This window comes from Williamsia sp. R60, from assembly GCF_054063855.1.
In genome coordinates, this window is the sequence record NZ_JBSSGR010000004.1 from 138,217 (window position 1) to 159,916 (window position 21,700).

At 65.2% G+C, this 21,700-nt stretch carries 24 protein-coding genes; 21 read left to right on the plus strand and 3 right to left on the minus strand.

The genetic code is table 11. The features are described from left to right. Positions 1–65 precede the first annotated feature (65 nt). The 6 genes from ftsY (at position 66) to ACVWY6_RS19585 (ending at position 8,798) form a co-directional block, all read left to right on the plus strand. Positions 66–1,586 carry a signal recognition particle-docking protein FtsY gene (gene ftsY, locus ACVWY6_RS19560; RefSeq protein ID WP_031332801.1) on the plus strand — a complete coding sequence of 507 codons (1,521 nt, stop codon included), beginning with the start codon at positions 66–68 and terminating at the stop codon, positions 1,584–1,586. Positions 1,587–1,851: 265 nt separating this feature from the next. Beyond that, positions 1,852–3,234: an ammonium transporter gene (locus tag ACVWY6_RS19565; protein ID WP_457540377.1), complete on the plus strand. Its 1,383-nt coding sequence runs from the start codon at positions 1,852–1,854 to the stop codon at positions 3,232–3,234. 5 nt (positions 3,235–3,239) lie between these two features. Continuing rightward, positions 3,240–3,578 (plus strand): P-II family nitrogen regulator, encoded by a 339-nt coding sequence (locus ACVWY6_RS19570; RefSeq protein ID WP_023960328.1) that lies wholly within the window; start codon positions 3,240–3,242, stop codon positions 3,576–3,578. Between the two features lie 6 nt (positions 3,579–3,584). Continuing rightward, positions 3,585–6,122: a [protein-PII] uridylyltransferase gene (locus tag ACVWY6_RS19575; RefSeq protein ID WP_023960326.1), complete on the plus strand. Its 2,538-nt coding sequence runs from the start codon at positions 3,585–3,587 to the stop codon at positions 6,120–6,122. Between the two features lie 4 nt (positions 6,123–6,126). Next, the gene (gene ffh, locus ACVWY6_RS19580; RefSeq protein WP_030163662.1) at positions 6,127–7,707 is read left to right on the plus strand and encodes a signal recognition particle protein; all 1,581 of its coding nucleotides are present in this window, start codon (positions 6,127–6,129) and stop codon (positions 7,705–7,707) included. A 14-nt stretch (positions 7,708–7,721) separates the two neighbouring features. After that, positions 7,722–8,798 carry an amidohydrolase family protein gene (locus ACVWY6_RS19585; RefSeq protein WP_457540381.1) on the plus strand — a complete coding sequence of 359 codons (1,077 nt, stop codon included), beginning with the start codon at positions 7,722–7,724 and terminating at the stop codon, positions 8,796–8,798. A 9-nt stretch (positions 8,799–8,807) separates the two neighbouring features. Here the strand turns inward: ACVWY6_RS19585 and ACVWY6_RS19590 are convergent, their stop codons facing one another. Continuing rightward, positions 8,808–9,383, minus strand: a complete 576-nt coding sequence (locus ACVWY6_RS19590) for a helix-turn-helix domain-containing protein (protein WP_023960322.1) — start codon at positions 9,381–9,383, stop codon at positions 8,808–8,810. A gap of 73 nt (positions 9,384–9,456) precedes the next feature. On the opposite strand from ACVWY6_RS19590, the gene ACVWY6_RS19595 reads away from it, so the two are divergent. The 14 genes from ACVWY6_RS19595 to ACVWY6_RS19660 all read left to right on the plus strand — a co-directional run bounded on the left by ACVWY6_RS19595 (position 9,457) and on the right by ACVWY6_RS19660 (position 18,128). Then, positions 9,457–10,416 (plus strand): NAD(P)/FAD-dependent oxidoreductase, encoded by a 960-nt coding sequence (locus ACVWY6_RS19595; RefSeq protein WP_457540383.1) that lies wholly within the window; start codon positions 9,457–9,459, stop codon positions 10,414–10,416. A 188-nt stretch (positions 10,417–10,604) separates the two neighbouring features. Continuing rightward, on the plus strand, positions 10,605–11,081 hold the full coding sequence (gene rpsP, locus ACVWY6_RS19600) for a 30S ribosomal protein S16 (RefSeq protein WP_023960319.1): 477 nt from the start codon (positions 10,605–10,607) through the stop codon (positions 11,079–11,081). After that, positions 11,078–11,320 (plus strand): RNA-binding protein, encoded by a 243-nt coding sequence (locus ACVWY6_RS19605; RefSeq protein WP_020107279.1) that lies wholly within the window; start codon positions 11,078–11,080, stop codon positions 11,318–11,320. Before rpsP ends, ACVWY6_RS19605 begins: the two co-directional genes overlap by 4 nt. 24 nt (positions 11,321–11,344) lie before the next feature. Next, a complete protein-coding gene (gene rimM, locus ACVWY6_RS19610) occupies positions 11,345–11,869 on the plus strand; it encodes a ribosome maturation factor RimM (protein WP_062797751.1) in 525 nt (174 codons plus the stop codon). Positions 11,870–11,889: 20 nt separating this feature from the next. Next, positions 11,890–12,576: a tRNA (guanosine(37)-N1)-methyltransferase TrmD gene (gene trmD, locus ACVWY6_RS19615; protein WP_457541152.1), complete on the plus strand. Its 687-nt coding sequence runs from the start codon at positions 11,890–11,892 to the stop codon at positions 12,574–12,576. Between the two features lie 77 nt (positions 12,577–12,653). After that, positions 12,654–13,004, plus strand: coding sequence for a YbaB/EbfC family nucleoid-associated protein (locus tag ACVWY6_RS19620; protein ID WP_457540386.1), 351 nt, complete (start codon positions 12,654–12,656; stop codon positions 13,002–13,004). Between the two features lie 42 nt (positions 13,005–13,046). Then, entirely contained in the window at positions 13,047–13,373 is a 327-nt protein-coding gene (locus ACVWY6_RS19625; RefSeq protein ID WP_457540388.1) for a hypothetical protein, read from the plus strand. Next, entirely contained in the window at positions 13,367–14,386 is a 1,020-nt protein-coding gene (locus tag ACVWY6_RS19630) for a hypothetical protein (RefSeq protein WP_457540390.1), read from the plus strand. The genes ACVWY6_RS19625 and ACVWY6_RS19630 overlap by 7 nt, the downstream gene beginning before the upstream one ends. Next, the gene (locus ACVWY6_RS19635) at positions 14,383–14,817 is read left to right on the plus strand and encodes a hypothetical protein (protein ID WP_030163645.1); all 435 of its coding nucleotides are present in this window, start codon (positions 14,383–14,385) and stop codon (positions 14,815–14,817) included. Before ACVWY6_RS19630 ends, ACVWY6_RS19635 begins: the two co-directional genes overlap by 4 nt. 9 nt (positions 14,818–14,826) lie before the next feature. Next, on the plus strand, positions 14,827–15,804 hold the full coding sequence (locus tag ACVWY6_RS19640) for a hypothetical protein (protein ID WP_116915523.1): 978 nt from the start codon (positions 14,827–14,829) through the stop codon (positions 15,802–15,804). A gap of 65 nt (positions 15,805–15,869) precedes the next feature. Beyond that, the gene (rplS, locus tag ACVWY6_RS19645; protein WP_023960301.1) at positions 15,870–16,211 is read left to right on the plus strand and encodes a 50S ribosomal protein L19; all 342 of its coding nucleotides are present in this window, start codon (positions 15,870–15,872) and stop codon (positions 16,209–16,211) included. Positions 16,212–16,228: 17 nt separating this feature from the next. Further along, entirely contained in the window at positions 16,229–17,113 is an 885-nt protein-coding gene (gene lepB / locus ACVWY6_RS19650) for a signal peptidase I (RefSeq protein ID WP_457540392.1), read from the plus strand. 7 nt (positions 17,114–17,120) lie between these two features. Then, positions 17,121–17,795 (plus strand): ribonuclease HII, encoded by a 675-nt coding sequence (locus tag ACVWY6_RS19655; RefSeq protein WP_023960297.1) that lies wholly within the window; start codon positions 17,121–17,123, stop codon positions 17,793–17,795. A gap of 9 nt (positions 17,796–17,804) precedes the next feature. After that, the gene (locus tag ACVWY6_RS19660; protein WP_023960295.1) at positions 17,805–18,128 is read left to right on the plus strand and encodes a DUF2469 domain-containing protein; all 324 of its coding nucleotides are present in this window, start codon (positions 17,805–17,807) and stop codon (positions 18,126–18,128) included. Here the strand turns inward: ACVWY6_RS19660 and ACVWY6_RS19665 are convergent. Further along, positions 18,125–19,831: a DHA2 family efflux MFS transporter permease subunit gene (locus ACVWY6_RS19665; RefSeq protein ID WP_457540394.1), complete on the minus strand. Its 1,707-nt coding sequence runs from the start codon at positions 19,829–19,831 to the stop codon at positions 18,125–18,127. The two genes, ACVWY6_RS19660 and ACVWY6_RS19665, sit on opposite strands and share 4 nt — an antisense overlap. Before the next feature lie 2 nt (positions 19,832–19,833). Next, the gene (locus ACVWY6_RS19670; RefSeq protein WP_457540396.1) at positions 19,834–21,258 is read right to left on the minus strand and encodes a condensation domain-containing protein; all 1,425 of its coding nucleotides are present in this window, start codon (positions 21,256–21,258) and stop codon (positions 19,834–19,836) included. A 65-nt stretch (positions 21,259–21,323) separates the two neighbouring features. On the opposite strand from ACVWY6_RS19670, the gene ACVWY6_RS19675 reads away from it, so the two are divergent. Further along, complete coding sequence (locus ACVWY6_RS19675; protein WP_120802746.1) at positions 21,324–21,494, plus strand: hypothetical protein; 171 nt, start codon at positions 21,324–21,326, stop codon at positions 21,492–21,494. Positions 21,495–21,700 lie beyond the last annotated feature (206 nt).

Below are 21,700 nucleotides of genomic sequence, written 5' to 3' on the forward strand. Positions count from 1 at the left end.
AACGTGGCCCGCATTGGGGGGTGCTGGTCGAACCACTCGGCGCGGTGGCCTGGCAGACTGAGCGCGTGAACACCACCGCCGTTATCGCGATCGTCGTTGTCGTAGTCGTGCTGCTGCTCGCCCTGGTGGCGACCGGTTTGGTGCTGTCTCGGCGACGGCGAATCTCGCTGCGCGACAGTGCCGATCGCACCCCGTCGGACGGGTCGCGGCAGGTCGACAAGTCCGGTGGGTACAAGGCCGGGGGAGGTTTCTCCTTCACGCAGGGCGGAGCGACCGCGCTGGCCGAACCGCCGAAGGCCGGTGACACGCCGACCATCGAGCGAACCGACACCGACGGTCAGCCCGGTGTCGGCGACGATGCAGCGATTCCCCGTGACGCGCCCAAGCGGGGTTACACCAACGTCCCTCTTCCCGAGCCGAAGGTCGACGAACCACAGTCGCCGGCCGTCGATGAACAGCCCGCGACAGAGGTTGGGGCCGCGGAACCGACCGTCATCGAGCCCGACATCGTCGACCCGGCGATCGTCGAACCGGAGGTCGTGGAGCCGGCCATCGTCGAGGATTCGGTAGTCGAAACGCCTCTGCGCGAGCCGCTCGCGCCCGCGGAGCCGATCCCGGACACGACCGTCGAACCCGCTCCACCGGGCCGGGTGCTCGATGACATCGCCCCCACCGCCGGTCGGCTGGGTCATCTGCGGGGCCGGCTCTCACGGTCACAGAACGCGTTCGGCAAGAGCATGCTGGGCCTGCTCGGTGCAGGTGATCTCGACGAGGACTCCTGGGAGGAGATCGAGGACACGCTGCTTCTCGCGGACATCGGGACGTCGGTGACCATGGCCGTCGTCGAGCAGCTCAGAACTGCGCTGGCCGCCAACCCCGTCAACAACGCGGCCGAGGTCCGTGCGTTGCTCCGCCGAGTGCTGATCGGACAGATCGAGCCCGACCTCGACCGGTCCATCCGTGCGCTTCCCCACGCGGGCACCCCGTCGGTGCTGCTGGTCGTCGGCGTCAACGGCACCGGTAAGACCACCACAACCGGCAAACTTGCGCGTGTCCTCGTCGCGGATGGCCGCCGAGTGCTGCTGGGGGCGGCGGATACGTTCCGCGCCGCCGCAGCCGACCAGCTGCAGACCTGGGCCGAGCGAGTCGGCGCCGAGGTCGTCAGAGGTAAAGAGGGAGCGGATCCAGCTGCGGTGGCGTTTGATGCCGTCGCCAAGGGCGTTGCCGAAGGCGTCGACGTGGTCATGATCGACACTGCCGGCCGACTGCACACCAAGACCGGCTTGATGGATGAGCTCGGCAAGGTCAAACGGGTCGTGGAGAAGAAGGCCGCGGTCGACGAGGTCCTGCTGGTCCTCGACGCCACCACAGGTCAGAACGGTCTGGCCCAGGCAAAGGTGTTCGCCGACGTCGTGTCCATCACCGGCGTGGTCCTCACGAAGCTGGACGGCACCGCCAAGGGTGGCATCGTCTTCCACGTACAGCGTGAACTGGGTGTGCCGGTCAAGCTCGTCGGACTCGGGGAGGGCGCAGATGATCTCGCGCCGTTCGAGCCAGAAGCGTTCGTGGACGCCCTGCTGGGCTGATCGCCGAACGGTTCCCGCTTCGTAGACGTCGACACAAGGTTGCCGACTTCTCCGATTTGCGTAGATTTCGGTCGCATCGTTCGGAGAGCCACCTGCGACGACATCTGGACGAAACACGGCTCCCAGCTCCGTTAACACAGCGGCAACGTGCTATCGCCACCACGGAAACATGGAGCAAGCAACCTTCTCGACAGGTCAACGGTGCGGCAAGAATGCCGCGGCGGGAACAGCTCGAGGAGGACTGAAGGTGGCGGATTATCCCGTTATGGATTTGCCGGATACAGGTGATACGGCATGGATGTTGGCGAGCTCCGCGCTCGTATTGCTGATGACGCCTGGTTTGGCGTTCTTCTACGGTGGCATGGTCCGTGCGAAGAGCGTTCTCAACATGCTCATGATGAGCGTGATCTCGATGGGCATCGTCACGGTGCTCTGGTCGTTGTACGGCTTCTCGGTCGCATTCGGAGAGGACAAGGGCAACTTCATCGGTGACCCGACGCAGTACTTCGGACTCGACGGCGTCATCAGTGGCAATGCGTCCGCCGAAGTTCTGGCCGACCCGGCCACTGGCACCGAAGCCGCCGATGCCGTCACCATCCCGATGTTCGGCACGATCCCGCTCGCACTGTTTGTCGCCTTCCAGCTGATGTTCGCCATCCTCACCGTGGCCTTGGTCTCCGGCGCGGTCGCTGACCGCATGAAGTTCAGTGCTTGGGCCGCCTTCACCGCGCTGTGGTCGACCTTCGTCTACTTCCCGGTGGCTCACTGGGTGTTCGCGTTCGACGGCTACACCGGTGAGACCGGTGGCTGGATCGCCAACAAGCTCAAGGTGATCGACTTCGCCGGTGGCACCGCGGTCCACATCAACGCCGGTATCGCCGGCCTGGTTCTCGCGGTCATCCTCGGCAGGCGTCAAGGCTGGCCCGGTACCCCGATGCGCCCGCACAACCTGCCGTTCGTGATGCTCGGCGCCGGCCTGCTCTGGTTCGGCTGGTACGGATTCAACGCGGGTTCAGCGGTGTCCGCCAACGGAACTGCGGCGAGCACCTTCTTGACCACGACGATCGCCACGGCAGCGGCAATGCTCTGCTGGTTGCTCGTGGAGCGGATCCGTGACGGTCACGCCACCACACTCGGCGCGGCGTCGGGCATCGTTGCCGGCCTCGTTGCCATCACCCCGGCCTGTAGCGCCGTGAACACCTGGGGCGCCTTGATCATCGGCGCGGTCGCCGGCATCCTCTGTGCGCTGGCCGTCGGTCTCAAGTACAAGCTCGGCTACGACGACTCGCTCGACGTCGTCGGTGTCCACCTCGTCGGTGGCCTTGTCGGCACCATCCTGATCGGGTTCGTCGCAGTCGCCGACACCTACTCCGGTGTGGACGGTCTGTTCTTCGGCGGCGGCGTCGACCAGCTCTGGCGCCAGGTCGTCGGTGGGCTCGCAGTGCTTGCCTACTCGGCGGTTGTCACCGCGATCATCGCGCTCATCTTGAAGTTCACCATCGGTCTCAAACTCGACCCCGAAGCCGAGTCCGAGGGTGCCGACGAATCCGAACATGCTGAATCCGCGTACGATTTTGCATCACTGGGCGGGTCCAGCACGCAATTTGGTCACAGCGTTCCAGTGGCCGCAACGGCCAAGGAGGGATGATCTAAGTGAAGCTCATTACCGCAATCGTGAAGCCATTCACGCTTGAAGACGTCAAGGCGGGACTGGAACAAGCCGGTGTCGTAGGAATGACGGTCAGCGAAGTCCAGGGTTATGGACGTCAGAAAGGCCACACCGAGGTGTACCGCGGTGCGGAGTACTCGGTGGACTTCGTCCCCAAGGTCCGCGTGGAGGTCGTCGTCGACGACGCCGCCGTGGACAAGGTGGTCGACGTGATCGTGGAAGCGGCCCGAACCGGCAAGATCGGTGACGGCAAGGTGTGGGTGTCGCCGGTGGAAGCGGTTGTCCGGGTTCGTACCGGAGAACGCGGCGGCGACGCGCTGTAAGACACAGTGCCATTCGTACGTGGCGGTCGCGGTCCTGCCTCCGAGGATCCCTCGGGTGCAGGACCGCAGCCGTCTCATCTGACACCTGCTGCGGCGACCGATCTGGTCACGGCCCGCAAGCAACTGCTCAGCCGGGTGGACGGGCACAAGCGCGTCGACGCCCCGGCTTTACGCCGGGTCCTGGTGGACCTGCACGACTTCTGGCTCGCCACGAAGGCGGCCGAGATCGGGATCAAACCGGGTAGCGGCTTCGCCATCGTCGCGGTCGGGGGCCTGGGCAGACAAGAGCTACTTCCGCACTCGGATCTGGATCTGATCCTGCTCCACGACGAGATGGATCCGGCGCTGGTCGCCGAGACCGCGGATCAGATCTGGTATCCGCTCTGGGACGCCCACATCAAGCTCGACCACAGTGTGCGCACCGTCCCGCAGGCACTCCAGGTGGCTGCGAGTGACATGACCGCGGCGCTGGGCCTGCTGGAGGCCCGGCACATCGCCGGCGACGAGGAGCTGTCGAAGCTGCTGATCGGCGGAGTGCGGCAGCAGTGGCGCACCGACATCCGCTCGCGATTTCCTGCGCTGGTCGACCAGGCGCGAGAACGGTGGCGGCGCAGTGGCGACATCGCGCACCGCGCCGAGCCCGACCTCAAGTACGGTCGCGGCGGTCTACGTGATGTGCACATGCTCGACGCGCTGGCGATCGCCCAGCTCACCGACGGTATGGCGACGTTGCGCCCGGACTCACCCGGCGGAGGGCTGCGACAGGCGTACACCCGGTTGCTCGACGTGCGCACCGAACTCCACCGGATCACCGGGCGACCCCGTGAACAGCTCCGGGCCCAAGATGCCGACGAGATCGGCGCCGCACTGCGCATCGGGGACCGGTTCGATCTCGCCCGAACCATCAGCGACAGCGCGCGCACCATCAGTTACGCCGTGGACGTCGGTTTACGGACATCGTCCAACTCGCTTCCGCGCAAAGGGCTTTCGAAACTCCGCCGATCTCCGATCCGTCGTCCGCTGGACGAGGGGGTGGTCGAGCACAACGGCGAGGTGGTCCTCGCGCGCAGTGCCCTGCCCAGCAAGGACCCGGGCCTGATCTTGCGGGTTGCCGCAGCATCCGCCCGGACCGGGCTGCCGATGGCTGCGTCCACGCTCGCCCGGCTTGCCGATTTCGCGCCCGAGCTGCGTGAACCGTGGCCCGCCGATGCCCTCTCGGACCTGCTCGTCCTGCTCGGCACAGGGCCGCACATGATCGCTCCCATCGAAGCGCTCGACCGAACCGGCCTGTGGGGCAGGCTGATCCCCGAATGGGGAGCAGTGCGAGATCTCCCGCCTCGCGACCCCATCCACACCTGGACCGTGGATCGGCATCTCGTCGAGACCGCCGCCAACGCGGGTTCCATGACGACGCGGGTGTCGCGGCCTGACCTTCTTGTCCTCGGCGCGCTCATCCACGACCTCGGCAAGGGACGCGGCGCCGACCACAGCGTTGTCGGCGCCGAGTTGGCGAACCAGGTGGGAAACCGTATCGGCTTGTGGCCCGACGACGTCATGATCCTGTCGAAGATGGTCCGGTACCACCTACTGCTACCGGAGGTGGCCACCCGTCGAGATCTTGATGACCCGGCGACGGTGCAGGGGGTGGTCGACACCCTCGGCGGGTCGAAGGTGCTGCTGGAATTGCTCGCCGCCCTCGCCGAGGCCGATTCGCTGGCCACCGGACCCGGCGTCTGGGGTGACTGGAAGTCCTCACTCATCGGGGAACTCGTGCGCCGATGCCTGCGCCTGCTCGACCGAGGTGAGCTGCCGGTTCCCGAACCGCTCACCGCCGAGTTGACCGAGCTCGCCGAGGCCGGCGGTGTCAGTGTCGAACTCGTGTCCACCGACAATCCGCACACGTTCTCGGTCACGATGATCGCACCGGAGCAGCCGGGATTGCTGTCGCGGATGTCCGGCGTGCTGGCGTTGCGGGGTCTGCGTCTGCTCAGTGCCTCGGTACAGACCCATGCGGGCAGTGCCGTCAACACCTTCCTGGTGTCACCGCTGTTCGGTGAGCCTCCCGAGGTCGGTCTGCTCCGACAGCAACTCATCCAGGCGGTCGACGGTGGCATCGACGTGATCGCCCGGCTCGATGTGCGTGAGCGTGAGACACCCGTGCCGACCCCGCCCGAGCAGGTGGGCGGGTCCGAGGACGCGTCCGTTCCGGCCGTGCCCGCGCTCTTCGCCCAGGCCCCTCCGAAGGTGCTCTGGTTCGACGGATACGACGACAACAGCCTGATCCTGGAACTGAGGGCCAGTGACCGGCTCGGTCTGCTGGCGCGGGTGAGTGCCGTGCTCGAACACCACGGTGCGAACATCACCTGGGCCAAGGTCGCCACCCTCGGCGGTTCGGTGGTCGATTCGTTCTGCATCCGTCTGCCGGGCGACGGATCCTCCACTCGGGATCGACTCGAGGCGGCGATCCTGGCGGTGGTACCGCCGCCGGCGCCGCCACGCGAACCAGAGGAGGACTCCGGTAAATCCGGGGTGCCGATAGGCTAGGGGGATGTTCGACTCCCTCTCCGGCCGGTTGGCCGATGTACTGACCGATCTGCGCGGCAAGGGCAAGCTGTCCGACGCGGACATCGACCGTACTTGTCGCGAGATCCGTCTCGCCCTGCTCGAAGCAGACGTCTCCCTCCCGGTGGTCCGCGGATTCATCAGCCGCATCAAGGAACGGGCGAAGGGCGCCGAGGTCTCTGGTGCCCTGAACCCGGCCCAGCAGGTCGTCAAGATCGTCAACGAGGAACTCGTGACCATCCTCGGCGGCGAGACCCGCCGGATCAGGTTCGCCAAGACGCCGCCGACGGTGATCATGCTCGCAGGTCTGCAAGGTGCCGGTAAGACGACGCTCGCGGGCAAACTGGCGTCCTGGCTCAAGAAGCAAGGGCACACGCCCATGCTCGTGGCGTGTGACCTCCAGCGTCCCGGCGCCGTGACCCAGCTGCAGGTCGTCGGTGAGCGGGCCGGGGTACCGGTGTTCGCGCCACACCCCGGCACCAGTGTCGGCGGCACCGGCGAGCTGGGCGTCTCTTCGGGCGACTCGTTGACCGAGCCGGTCGAGGTGGCCCGCGCGGGTGTCGCCGAGGCCAAGACCAAGCTTCACGACATCGTGATCGTCGACACCGCAGGCCGGCTCGGCATCGACGAAGAGTTGATGCGTCAGGCCAAGGGAATCCGGGACGCCGTACAGCCCGACGAGGTGCTCTTCGTCCTCGACGCGATGATCGGTCAGGACGCGGTGGCGACCGCAGAGGCGTTTGCCGAAGGTGTCGACTTCACCGGCGTGGTGTTGACCAAACTCGACGGTGATGCGCGCGGCGGTGCCGCGCTGTCGGTCCGAGAGATGACCGGTCGTCCCATCATGTTCGCCTCGTCCGGCGAGAAACTCGAAGACTTCGACGTCTTCCATCCCGACCGCATGTCGAGCCGGATCCTGGGTATGGGCGACGTGCTCAGTCTCATCGAACAGGCCGAAGAGCACTGGGACGCGCAGCAGGCCGAGGCCGCGGCCACCAAGATCACTCAGGGCGAGCTCACCCTCGAGGACTTCCTCGAGCAGATGCTGATGATCCGGAAGATGGGGCCGATCGGCAACCTGCTGGGCATGCTGCCCGGTGCCGGTCAGATGAAAGATGTGCTGTCGCAGGTCGATGACAAACAGCTCGACAAGGTGCAGGCCATCATCCGGGGCATGACGCCCGCCGAGCGCGAGAACCCCAAGATCATCAACGGGTCCCGGCGTGCCCGGATCGCAAACGGTTCGGGTGTCACCGTCAGTGACGTGAACCAACTGGTCGACCGTTTCTTCGATGCACGAAAGATGATGTCGCAGATGGCGGGCCGGATGGGCGGGATGCCCGGCGGGAACCGGAAGGTCAACCGGAAGAAGGGCAAGAAAGGCAAGAAGGGCGGACGGGGCCCGACACCTCCCAAGGTGCGCGGCGGTATGCCCGGGATGGGTGGCATGCCGGGTATGCCGGCCGGGTTCCCGGACCTGTCGAACATGCCCGCCGGTCTTGATCAGTTGCCGCCCGGACTCGAGGGGATCGACGTCAGCCAGTTCCAGCGGCCGAAGAAGAAGTAGCGGTAGCGGGCGCGATGTCGTTGCCGCAGTTGCATTTTCGTGGACGTAGCGTCGGCTCCGGTGACCCCGTCGAGTTCTGGGTCGATGGCGGGTTGATCACGAGGTCTCCGGTCGCCGGGGCAACCACGATCACCGATGGTGGCTGGATCATGCCCGGACTGGTGGACGCGCACAACCACGTGGGGATCGCGCCTGGTCTCGGTGTCACCATCGAACAGGCCCGGTCATTTGCTCACCAGGATCTGCGGGCGGGAGCAACGCTGATCCGGGAGGTCGGCTCGCCGCTCGACACCCACCCACTCGATGACGACCCGACCTGCCCCCGATTCATCCGCGCCGGGAAACACATCGCGCGACCGAAACGGTATCTGCGCGACTACGGCGTCGACCTCGACGACGTGACAGATCTGCCGGCGGAGGTCGCTCGTCAGGCCCGCGCGGGCGATGGGTGGGTCAAACTCGTCGGCGACTGGATCGACCGGGACCTCGGCGACCTCGCGCCGCTGTGGCCCGATGACGTGCTTCTCGAAGCCGTCTCGGTTGCTCATGACCTCGGCGCGAAGGTCACCGCCCACGTCTTCGGCGCACAGGCGTTGCACGGTCTGATCGATGCCGGAATCGACTGCATCGAACACGGCACAGGACTCGACGACGACCTCATCGCACGCATGGCCGAACGCAATATCGCTCTGGTGCCGACCATGATCCAGGTGGAGAACTTCCCGTCGATCGCCGACGGGGCGGATCGTTTCCCCGCCTATCAGAAGCACATGCGAAAGCTGTATGCCGACGCGCCGGTGACCTTCGCCAAGGCCATCGAGGCCGGGGTCGCCGTGTACGCCGGCACCGATGCGGGCGGGTTCGTCGAACACGGCCGCATCGTCGACGAGATCGTGGCTCTGTCGACCGTGGGTCTGAGCCCGGCGCAGGCCGTCGACGCCGCGTGCTCGGCGGCACGCACCTGGCTCGATGCAGGCGCACTCGCCGATGGTGATCGTGCAGATGTCCTTGTGCTAGAAGCGGATCCGCTCAGAGATCTCGCCGCGCTGCGTGCGCCCGCCGCCATCGTCTGCGGTGGGCACGTGGTCTGATCTCAGGGTTCACGACGTGGCGCGGACGTGCGCTCGCTCGCCTTGTGTGCCGAAGAGGCACAGCATCTCGGCGGCCTCGGTCCCCGCGGCTCCCATCCAGTGCGGAACGTGGGTGTCGAATTCGGCCGCTTCACCGGCCTTCAGCTCGAGGTCCTGCTCTCCGAGGATCAGCCGGACCCGACCGGACAGTACATAGAGCCACTCGTAACCCTCATGCGTTTGCGGAGTGGGAACCTGGGGGCCGTGCGCGGGCGGGATGATCTGTTTGAAGGCCTGGATACCGCCGGCCCGCCGGGTCAGCGGAATGAAGGTGCGACCATGCCGTTTGATCGGACGCAGATGAATCCGGGGATCACCGGTCGCCGGCGCCCCGACGAGTTCGTCCAGCGGAATGCCGTGCACCTTGGCCAGCGGGAGCAGCAATTCGAGTGTGGGCTTGCGGCCTCCGGATTCGAGCCGTGACAGGGTGCTCTCCGAGATGCCGGTGGCCTCGGACAGATCGGCGAGGGTGATGTCACGTTCCTTGCGCAGTGCTCGCAATCGTGGGCCGACCGTCGTGAGGGCTTGTTGGAGTTCGTCTTCCATGCCTCGACATCGTCGTCCTCGTTTGCCGATTCGGCAAGGGTTATTGCCGAGCAGTTCGGGGTAGTCACGTGGAATGAGTACCGGAGAGCAGCTTGTCGACGAATACGAGGTAGTCGTCGTGGGCGGCGGGGCAGCCGGACTGAGTGCTGCCCTGGTGCTGGGTCGCTCCCGGCGGTCGGTCCTTGTCCTCGACTCGGGCCAGCCCCGGAACGCTCCCGCTGCCGGGGTGCACGGGCTGCTGACCCGAGACGGGATATCGCCGGAAGAATATGTGGCGATCGGGCGTGAAGAGGTCCGGAGCTACGGCGGACACGTGGTGGATGCTGAGGCGCAGGTCGTCAGAGGCGATGTCGATCACGGCTTCGTGGTCGTTCTGGGCGACGGTCGAGAGGTGCGAGCCCGTCGGGTGCTCGTCACCACAGGCCTCATGGACGAACTGCCCGACATACCCGGTGTGTCCGAGCAATGGGGGACAGGCGTTCTGCACTGTCCCTACTGCCACGGCTGGGAGGTTCGTGACCAGGCGATCGGCGTGCTGGCAGTCACCGAGCAGGCAGCGCACCAGGCGTTGTTGTTCCGGCAGTGGAGTGCCGACGTCATCTTGTTCGTCAACGACTCCGTGCGACCCACCGATGAGGAATCGGCACAGCTCGCGGCCCGGGGTGTCCGCGTCGTCGAGGGCCGAGTTGCGGCAGTCGAGTCGTCTGACGGGCGGTTGACCGGGGTGCGGATGGCGGACGGGACGGTCTGTGAGCGGGAGGTGATCGTGGTGATGCCCCGGTTCATCGCACGCGCCGACTTCCTCGTCGACCTGGGTCTGACTCTGACCGACCACCCCAAGGGGGCCGGGCGGTACATCGAGGCGGATGAGACCGGTCTGACCAACGTCCCCGGGGTGTATGTCGCGGGCAACGTGGCGAATCTGATGGCTCAGGTCGGTGGTGCGGCGGCCGACGGTGCGGTTGCGGCGTCCGCGATCAACATGGAACTGGTCACCGAGGACGCCCGCGCCGCCGTCGCGGCTGCGGGCTGACAGACCCATCGTCGGTGCGGTGTTCTCGACGGATTTCTTCTCGGGGCCATCCCTCTGGCAGAATGGGACGCTGGTTCGCCGGACCCGGCTAGACACCGACCGGCGGTCACACCACCGAACAGCAAAACCGGGCGCCCCAACGATGGGGCGTCGCCGAATTGCACTGTGACCATAGAAGGAAGTAACTCGTGTCTGTCAAGATCAAGCTCACCCGCCTCGGCAAGATCCGCAATCCCCAGTACCGCATCGTCGTCGCCGACGCCCGCACCCGTCGCAACGGCCGGGCCATCGAGACCATCGGTCGTTACCACCCCAAGGAAGAGCCGAGCCTGATCGAGGTCGACTCCGAGCGTGCGCAGTACTGGCTGGGAGTCGGCGCACAGCCGACCGAGCCCGTTGCAGCACTGCTGAAGATCACCGGTGACTGGCAGAAGCACAAGGGACTGCCGGGCGCCGAGGGCACGCTGCGTGTTGCCGAGCCCAAGCCCAGCAAGCAGGACCTGTTCAACGCCGCACTCGCCGCCGCTGACAACGGACCGTCCGCCGAGGCCACCACACCGAAGAAGAAGGCCGCCAAGAAGGCTGACGATTCCTCGAAGGCCGACGCCCCCAAGGCAGAGGCAGCCGCTGCCGACGAGGCCCCAGCCGAGGCCGCTGACAAGTGAGTGTTGTCGTCGCCGACGCCGTCGAACACCTCGTTCGCGGCATCGTTGCCAACCCCGACGACGTCCGCGTCGAACTGGTCACCGGACGGCGAGGACGTTTTGTCGAGGTTCACGTGAATCCCGAGGACCTCGGTAAGGTCATCGGTCGCAATGGCCGTACGGCCACTGCTCTGCGCACTCTGGTCACCGGAATCGGTGGCCGGGGCGTTCGTGTCGACATCGTCGACACCGACCGCTGACGCAGGCACCGAAAAGCGACGACGATGGACCTGGTAATCGGCCGCGTCACCAAAACGCACGGCGTGCGCGGTGAACTGGTGGTCGACGTCCGCACCGACGATCCGGAAGAGCGCTTTGCCATCGGGCAGAAGCTGCGAGGCCGTCTGTCCACCGGTAAGAACACCTTCGTCGAGAACAGCTACACGGTGACAGCCGCCCGGAACCACTCCGGGCGGCTGTTGCTGTCTGTTGCCGAGGTCGGGGACCGCGACTCGGCCATGGCGCTACGCGGACTGCTGTTCTTGATCGACGCCGACGAGGTTTCGTCCGGCGACGATCCGGACGAGTTCTATGACCATGAACTGCAAGGGGTTCCGGTGCGCACCGTCGATGGCGACGACGTCGGTGTGGTCGCCGATGTGGTGCACCTGCCCGCCGGTGACCTGTTGTCGGTGACCACTGACGAAGGCCGCGAGATCCTGATCCCGTTTGTCACAGCGATCGTGCCGACGGTGAGCCGGAGCCTGATCGAAATCGACCCACCCGACGGTCTGCTGGATCCGGAATGACGGACGAGGCGGGGCCTGCCATCCGTATCGGGGTGATCTCGATCTTCCCCGACTATCTCGAGCCCATGCGAATGGCATTGCTGGGCAAGGCGATCGACAGGGGGATCGTCGCACTCGACACCTACGATCTGCGCGACTGGACGCACGACGTACACCGCGCCGTCGACGATTCCCCCTATGGGGGCGGGCCTGGAATGGTCATGAAGCCCACGGTGTGGGGACCCTGTCTCGACGACGTGTGTCCAGACGACGCGCTTCTCGTGGTGCCCACTCCCGCAGGCGTCCCTTTCACCCAGGCAACCGCGCAGGCGTGGAGCCGCGAGAAGCACATCGTCTTCGCCTGTGGCCGGTATGAGGGGATAGATCAGCGGGTGATCGATGACGCCGCCAAACGCGTTCGTGTGCAGGAGGTCTCGATCGGCGACTTCGTCCTCATCGGGGGTGAGGTGGCCGTCATCGCGATGGTGGAGGCCACCGTTCGCCTGATCGACGGCGTACTGGGAAACGCGTCCTCGCATCAGCAGGACTCGTTCTCCGACGGCCTCCTGGAAGGGCCCAGTTACACCAGGCCGCCGGTGTGGCGCGGGCTCGAGGTACCCGAGGTCCTCCGCGGCGGTGACCACGCCAAACAGCAACAGTGGCGCCGCGAACAATCCCTCGCCCGCACAAGGGAGCGTCGACCCGACCTCCTACCTCCTGAGCAGTAGGACCACACCGCGCTGCCACCGATCGAGCGTTGGCCACCCGACTCGGGTTAACATCTGCGACGCGAGGGGGGACGTTGATGGGGATCGAGCCCGGGCAGGTGGATATCGGCAACAGCGCGTTGGCGGCTGTGCTGATCGAGGTGGATGAACAGCGCGACCGTCTTCGTGTGCTGGCCGAGGAGATGCGCGGGACAACCGTCGAGGCGACATCAAAGGACCGCCTCATCACGGTGGTGATCAACGCGCGGGGATTGCTCACCGACCTGTCGATCGACCCTCTGGCGATGCGACGTTACCGCGCTGGTCAGCTCGCCGATGAGATCGCTCTCCTGGTGCGGCGCGCTGACGACGAGCTCTCCGAACGGAGGAACCGGTTGGCCGGGGAACTCGTCCAACACCAAGGCCCAGGGTATTCGGATCTTTACTGACGGCGGCTGGGTTGAGGGATGCGGCAGCGGGGGAGCAGGCCAATGTACGGAACCGGATCGTTTCGGCTCGATGACGCAGCAGCGCGTGCAGGTGCTGACGAGTTCGCTTCGCTGATCGGCGAGATCGACTCGATCCGCGAAGAAGTTGCTGCCGTCGACGCCGAGCTGAGGGCATGCTGCTCGTCCCACGTCGGTGGCGCCATCTTCATGGTCGGCGCAGCGCACCTCTCACACGCGACCGCATCGGTTCTGGATCAGCTCCGAACATCCCTGGCGGACCATGTCGACGACATCGGCCGCGCATGCACCGCCCTGCAGTCCGCCGATATCGGCGTGCCCCTTCCTGCACCTGGAGCCGAGCGGTGCTGACCACGCCGGGTGAGCAGGTCGAACGGCTCCTGCGCGATGCCTGGCCGGCGATCGACCCAGACATGATCGGTCGGTCGGTTGAACGGTATCGTGTTGTGGCGCAACGGCTTTTCGCCCTGCAGTCCGCCATCGAGGCGGCTACCGCAGAGGTCGCCGCCGCAATGGACGGACGGACAGGCAGCGCCCTGGCGGCGAAGGCGACCGCCCTCGCGGACCACGCGGCAACGGCAGCGCATCTGGTCGGCGCCGAATCAGACCTCGCAGCCCGATTCTCTGACTTGGTGGTACTGACCCACGAGCGACTCACCGTGGCCGCGGCAATGGCGGATCGAGACCTGCAGGCGGCGCAGGTGGTAGATGTGACGACGGGCGACATCATCGCGGCCATGGGCGCCGAACACGCCGCTGCCACCGTGCTGGCCGCCGTCGCCGGCGATTTCGAATCCGGTAGTCGCGAACTCGCTGACACCGCTGCGGCCCACGCCGCTGAGCAGCGTGACAGCGAACACGGCCAGACAACGGGCAACGCCGCCGGCGCACCGATGATGCCCGGCGCCCTGATGGGGGCAGGCTCGGCAATGGCCGCGGCAGCCGGGAAGATGCGCGGCGGCGACCTGCCCTCTGCCACGGATGTCTCGGCCGCAGACGTCTCGATGTTGCAGACCCGGGCCGCGCAGCTGTCCTCGATGCAGCCACCCGAGGTGGCGCCATGGATCCGAATCGCCGTCGGACTCGGGCAAGACCACGACGGACGCCGCGTGGTCGTGGTGGGTACCAGTGAACCCGGCGGCTACCTTCGGCCGGGAACGGTGCCCGAACCGAACGAGGTCGTCGTCGGTGACGGCAGGTCCCCTGAACTGGTGATCGTCGACTATCTCGCCGCCCGGGACCTCGTCCCGTTGGCGGTCTGCGCCACCACACCTCCCACTCCCGAGGTCCGGTCGCAGCTCGCAGAGGCCGGTGTCACCACATCGTCGGGCTACGAGGGTACCGGCCAGGGGGACGGACAATGAGTGCTCACCGCATCGATGTCCTGGCGTCGGGGGTTGCCGGACTTGTGGATCGGGTGAACCCCCGGCACATCAGCCGAACCGGCCTACTCGCTGCGGTGATGGCCCTCGACGCTGCGTCGGTACGTACCGAGGGTCCGGTCACCGACGCGCTGAGCTGCTGGAGAAACGGCAGACCATTGAGCCCGGCACAGAAGCTGGCCATCGCATCCCTTCGAGGGCGGTTCGATGCGGCAGCTTTTGCAGCGTCTCATGCAGGCCGGTCAGCCGAGTACCGGACAGAGTTCGCACGAGCGCGAGCGCTCGCAGCCGTGGAGTTCGGAACCGCGGGCACGGGGCGGGAAGGGCTGCGCGAAGTGGTGTGTGAGGCGGCCGCAGCGATGGGGTCTACGTCTTTGGTCGCAAACCTCCTGCGCGACCACGTCGGCGACTAATCTCAGCGGATGGGCCATTGGTTCCGAGAATCGATCATCGACAACGGCCGATTACCGCTCTTCATGGCGTACATCGGCTTCATCCTCGGGTTTCTCGGAATCCGGATCAGCGTCCGACTGATCCGTGCCGAGGTCAGCTGGTGGTTCAACAACGTCACCCCCGGTGGCATGCACATCCATCACGTCGTCTTCGGGACCGTGCTGACGATGCTGTCGGGGCTCGGGCTGATAGCGCTCGCCATCAACGGGTCACAGACCACCCTGTCCATCTTCGCCGCGTTGTTCGGTATCGGTGCCGCGCTGGTGCTCGACGAGTTCGCGCTCATCTTCTATCTACGGGATGTCTACTGGGCGGAAGAAGGCCGCGCGTCGATCGACGCTGTCTTCGTGGCGGTCGCAGTGATGGGACTGGTTCTCCTCGGGTTCCACCCGCTCGACTGGGCGGGTGTCGACACTGCGGACGTGGTGTCGATCGTGGTGGCCGTCGTCTATTCCGCGTTTGTGCTCCTGCTCGCAGGGGTCGTGCTGCTCAAGGGCAAGATCTGGACAGGGCTGATCGGACTGTTCATCTTCCCTCTTCTTCTGGTGGCGTCGATACGACTCGCACGCCCGACGTCGCCGTGGGCACGTTGGCGTTACACAAAACGCCCGAAGAAGATGAACGCTGCGGTGAAACGCGAGCGGCGGGTGCGCAGGCCCTTGATCCGCGCGAAGATCTTTCTTCAGGACCTCATGGCAGGCAAACCCGACGTTGCGCACGCGAAGTCCGGCGCCGAGGCGGAACTGGACGCCACCGTGCACGCGGCACCGGCCCCGGGCGAATCGGGGGAGCTGGTGCTCGCCGCCGCGATTTCGTCCGTCGGGGGTGGTTCTGGCACAATTGACCAGTTGCCGTTTGACGGTCAGACGCCGGGCCCGCCCGAGTCGGCTGATTCGTCGCGGAGACCACACGAATCGGAGCACGAACCGGTCGAGCCGCACACCTGAATTGTCCAGGACGAAAGCCGCCAGGTTCCTCTACTCACGCCATCAGCAAGATTGGAACCGACATCATGAACACACTGGATTTCTTGGACAACAAGTCCCTGCGCGACGACATCCCCGACTTCCGCGCCGGCGACACCCTCAACGTCCACGTCAAGGTCATCGAGGGCTCCAAAGAACGTGTCCAGGTGTTCAAGGGCGTCGTGATCCGTCGTCAGGGCGGCGGCATCCGTGAGACCTTCACCGTTCGCAAGGTGTCGTTCGGTGTCGGTGTGGAGCGCACCTTCCCCGTGCACAGCCCGAACATTGCCAAGCTCGAGGTCGTCACCCGCGGCGATGTCCGCCGGGCGAAGCTGTACTACCTGCGCGACCTGCGCGGCAAGGCAGCCAAGATCAAAGAAAAGCGCTGACCTACTAGGCTTGCGGCGTGGTAAACACCCCCCGCAATCCTGAGGGTTCAGACCCTTACAGCGACGAGCCGTACGACAGTCGGCACGCAGACCCGGACCGTGCGGTCGACCCCGATCGGCAAGCACGTCCGTGGCGCCGGATCGACGGCACCGCCGATGTCGCACCGAAGAAGAAGGCGTCGCTGCTACGCGAGACCGCGATCATCCTGATCTGTGTGCTCGCGCTGACGTGGGTTCTCCAGACGTTCATCGGACGGCAGTACGTGATCCCGTCCGAATCGATGGAGAACACACTGCACGGCTGCACCGGATGCACCAACGACCGGATCGTCATCGACAAGTTGGTGTACCGGTGGAGCGACCCGGAGGCCGGCGACGTCGTGGTGTTCAAAGCACCCACGTCATCGTGGGACCAGGGCTGGAAATCACCGCGGTCGTCCAACACGGTCATCCGCGGCGCCCAGAACGCCATGTCGTGGTTCGGGTTCGCCCCTCCGGACGAGAACAACCTCGTCAAGCGGATCATCGCCACGGGCGGTCAGCGGGTGGAGTGCCGCAACGCGGATCGCACCGGCGTCAAGGTGAACGGTCAGCCCCTCGACGAGCCGTACATCGACCTGAAGCTTCAGGAAGAGAACGCTCAGATGCGTCCCGGCGACCTCAAAGACGATACGGGTCAGCTCAATTCGTGCTTCGGCGCAGACTTCGGCCCAATCGACGTACCCGAGGGGTTCGTCTGGGTGATGGGCGACAACCGCGGTAATTCGGCCGACTCCCGGTACCACCAGGACGACGAATTGCGTGGCATGGTGCCCGTCGACGACATACGCGGCAAAGTCCGCTACATCATCTACCCGTTCTCGCGCATCGGCGGTGTCGACTCCGTCGACCCCCAGAAGTAGGCAACCGGTGGCGACCACCTGGCCTCCTCGCGTGGTGATACGGCGAGCCGCCGGCTTGCGCACCCTTGAAGCAGCGCTGTACCGCAGCGGGCTCGGGCCCGTCGCCGGCGTGGACGAGGCAGGGCGGGGAGCGTGTGCCGGACCACTGGTGGTCGCTGCGTGCATCCTCAAGCCGACGCAGCTGATCTCTCTCGCCGATCTCGATGACTCGAAGAAGCTGACGGCGAAGACCCGCGACAAGTTGTACAAGTCCGTGACCCGGCACGCTGTTGCCTGGAGTGCAGTGGTCATCGACGCAGACGAAGTCGACCGGCTGGGTATCCATGTGGTCAACATCGAGGGAATGCGACGAGCCGTCGCCGGGCTCGGTGTCCAGCCGGGTTATGTGCTGTCGGATGGTTTCCGGGTTCCAGGGCTCACCGCGCCCTCCCTGCCGGTGATCGGAGGCGACGGCGCGGCCGCGTGTATCGCTGCCGCCAGCATCATCGCGAAGGTCACCAGGGACAGGATCATGGTCGACATGGACACGTCGTTGCCCGGATATGGGTTCGCGGTCCACAAGGGCTACAGCACCGAGATGCACATGCAGTGTCTCGACGAGCTCGGCCCGTCCCCACAACACAGGATGTCGTATCGCAATGTGCGGCTACGGGTGCGCGTGGGCGAGACCGCAGGACGTTAGGCTGAGGGAATGAGCGCCGAAGATCTCGAGAAGTACGAAACCGAGATGGAACTGTCCCTGTACCGCGAGTACAAGGACATCGTCGGTCAATTCACCTACGTGGTCGAGACGGAACGTCGGTTCTATCTGGCCAACGCGGTCGAGATGGTGCCCCGAAATGCGGACGGCGAGGTCTACTTCGAGGTCCGTATGAGTGACGCCTGGGTCTGGGACATGTACCGCCCTGCTCGGTTCGTGAAACAGGTACGGGTGATCACGTTCAAGGACGTCAACATCGAGGAACTGGAAAAGCAGGATCTGCGTCTGCCCGAGGACGGTGTGCTCGGCGACTAGCCGGGTACGGCTTCGGTTCGTCGCAGCAGGAGGCTGATCATCGCGAGGGCAAGAGCCGTTGCCGCGATCGCCCACAAGATGATCGACAGTGCAGCGAGAAATGAGTGCGCGGCGGCTTCCCGTGCGGCGGTCTTGAGTTCCCGTGCGGCAGCAGCGGCCACCGTTGCTCGCACATCGCCCGGTGTCGCCGGCTTCTGAGCGTCGGTTGCACCGCACCCAGGCGGGGTCTGTTCCGGATGTGCCGACGACAGCTGCAGATTCGCGCACCGAGAGAACTCATCGACCACCACTGGCCGGAACGGGGGAGCCACCGAGGTGGTCTCCAACCCCCGCGACAGTGAGGAGGCGGCCTGATCCACCGCCGACGGCGATTGTGCGGCAACCTGATTGAAGAACGCGATGCTGATCACGGCAAGCCCGATCGAGCACCCGATCTGCTGGATGGTGGGAATGGAACCGGATGCCGAGCCCACATTGGATTCGGTGGTCCCGGACAAGATTGTCGCCTGCAGTGGCGCGACGAACAAACCGGTGCCCACACCGCCGATCAGCAGTGGCGTCACGAGCACCGCGATGTCCAGTGAGCCACCCGCAGGATCGATGATCATGGCGGTCCAGCCGAGAGACACTGCGAACGCGACCATTCCCAGCGCCAGGGTCCGGGCGCCGATGCGGCCGACCAAGATGGGGGAGATCAACGAACCCACGGCGGCACCGACCGCGAAAGGGAAGGTCAATACGCCTGTTCGAAGCGCCGAGTAGCCGAGACCGAATTGGGCTGCGATGGACACGGTGAAAAAGAACGCGGCGAAGACGCTGAAGAACGCCAGCGACAACACGGCGCCGACCGTGAAGTTCCGGTTGTGGAACAGATCGAGTCGCAGCAGGGGGCTGCCGCCGCGGCGCTCGAGTCGGCGCTCGTAGAACACGAATGCCGTCAGGAGCACGATCGAGACGACAAGCATCACGAGAAGCCATATCGGCCAGTCTTTCTCGCGCCCGAGCGCCAAGGGATAGATGAGCAGGAAGAGTCCCGCGCTCGAGAGCACCATCCCCGTCACGTCCAACGGCTCCCGTTCGCCGGGTTTGACGTCCGGCAGATAGCGAAAGGCGAGGACGCAGGCGATCATCCCGAGCGGCAGGTTGACGAGGAAGATCGTCCGCCAGCCCAGGTCGAAGATGTCGGCGGCGATGAGACCGCCCCCGAGCATGGGGCCCAGCATCGCTGCCACCCCCGCGGTGGCGCCGTACATCCCGAACACCACGCCGTGTTTGACCCGCGGGAACAACACGGAGATGATCGCGATCGTCTGTGCCGACGCCGCCGCGGCGCTGACGCCTTGTGCGCCGCGTAGCGCAATCAACTCGGTTGCCCCGGTGGCGGTTCCGCACAGTACCGACGTCACGGTGAAGCCGGCGAGTGCAATCAGGAACACCCGGCGCCTGCCGAACATCTCACCCAGACGTGAACTCGTCATCAGGGTGCAGGCGAACGCGAGCGTGTACACCGTGGCGACGAGGAGCTGCGCCGAATAGGACGCGTCCAGGTCGGTGGCCAGACTCGGCAGTGCGATGTTGACGATGGTGGTGTCCACCATCTGCATGAACACCGCGATCAGGCAGGCTGCAAATGCCAGCCAGGCCCGCCGCGGGGCGATCTCGGCTTGTTGTGGCTGTAGCGCAACAGATTCCGGTAGAGACACTGCTATGTCGCCAGGGCCGCCACCGACGGGCTGTAGTCGCCGTGCGCAGCAATGGTGGTGAAGATCTCCGACAGCCGGTCGACGTACAACTTGATCGAAGCGTGTGCCTCATCGGTGTCCGGGAAGAGCAGACTGATCGTCGTCGCATCGTTGAAGCGGTTGATCCAGAGGAAGACTTCTTCTGAGCTTCCCCGGTTACCGAACAGCCCGGTGTTGATGGCGTCGAACAGATCGACGCCCGGCAGCTTTCGGACGTCGATGTACGAGACCATCGGCACCGACCACCCAGGGGCGACATTGACCCCGTGGTCTGGTCCGGCAAGTTGCAGCACGCGGTGGAACGAGACGTCGGTCAGCTCTTTGCCCGAGTCGTACGAGGCCTGAGCGGCTCCGACGATGGACGTGAAGGTCGAGGATTCGTCGACGGTGACCGGCACGGGGATGAGACTGGTGAACCAGCCGATCGAGCTGAACTCGGCGGGGGTGGAGCGTGTGCTCTTGGGGGTCAGGCCGAAGTAGTTCGACGCTCCGGTGAACTCATAGCTGGCCAGAGCGGCAACCGCGAGCACTCCGGGGGTGAATGCGGCGCCGTGGTCACGGCACACCGTCGCGAACTTCTCGGCATCGGCTTCGCTGAACAACGTCGTCGACAGGTGGGCGGTGCGCGCATAGCCGGCACTGGCGACGCCCAGGTCGAGTGGGAAGGTCGGGAGCCGACCCGCGTTCGAGTGGACCAGATCGATCCAGCGCTGTACGTGAGGCGACTCCAACGTCAACGCGGCAGAGCCCGCGCGTTCTCTGGCGCAATATTCGACATAACTGCCGACGTCGGCCAGACCGCTCGGTGTTCCCTGGCTCTCACTCGAATACAGCTGCAGGAGTTCGACAACGGTGAGTGCGGACGAGATGCCGTCGGTCACCAAGTGGTCGAACGCCGCGTACAAAGTGAAACCGGTCTCGTGTTCGATGGTGCCGAATGTGAAGCAATCCCAGTTGAACGGTCCGGGAGTCTCGGTCTCGACGTGCGCGCGAATTGCGTCGGGGGAGTCGAACTCGCCGTGTGGGGTGGGTCGGAAGTCGATGACGCTGGGGTCCACCACATGCCGAACGATCGATCCGTCGGTTTCGCATGAGAACCAGCTGTGAAAGGTGTCGTGGCGCCCGAGGAACGTGTTGATCGTCCGGGTCATGGCATCGACGTCGAGCGGAGTCTGAAAGTCGAACGCCACCAGGCACAATCGGGAGAACCGGAAGCCCACTGTCTCGTTCCGGGCGGCGGTCAGAAGATACTCTTCTTGCTGATGTGAGGCCGGGGTGGGATGCACCGGAGCGCCCTTCGCCTCATCCAGCGAGGCCGGGGACGCAACCCAGCTCGTGAGTCGGCCCGTGGCTGGTTCCCACTCGTTGATCAGACCGAAATTGACCATGTTCAGCTCCTGTCGAAGTAGCGCAAAAGCGCACTGGTGGCCGGGGCGAATGGTGAAACGCTGCACTGACTGCGAGCAGGCGGCTTTCTGTGTGCGGCAATTCGCAACACAAAATGCCAAATGCATTTCAAGTAATTTGTTCGACATCCGCGCTACGACGTCTGAAAGACGCCTCGGCCCGACCCTTTGTCGCGTTGTCGTGCACCCGTGAAACTACAGCGAAGATTAGCGGATGACAACAGCTGTTGAGAAATAAAGATCTAACACAACAAAAAATCTTCCTTAAGATCTATGCGGGTTGTACCGTCTGCGTCCCGTGGCGCAGTGGCGCCGTGGTTGGATGTGCCAAAGTCGTGGCGGCGCCATGGGTTCTGACGTGCCCAACTGTCGGGTGAACCCTGTGTGCCGCACCAGAGAGGATTCTCGTGAAGTGGCACATCGG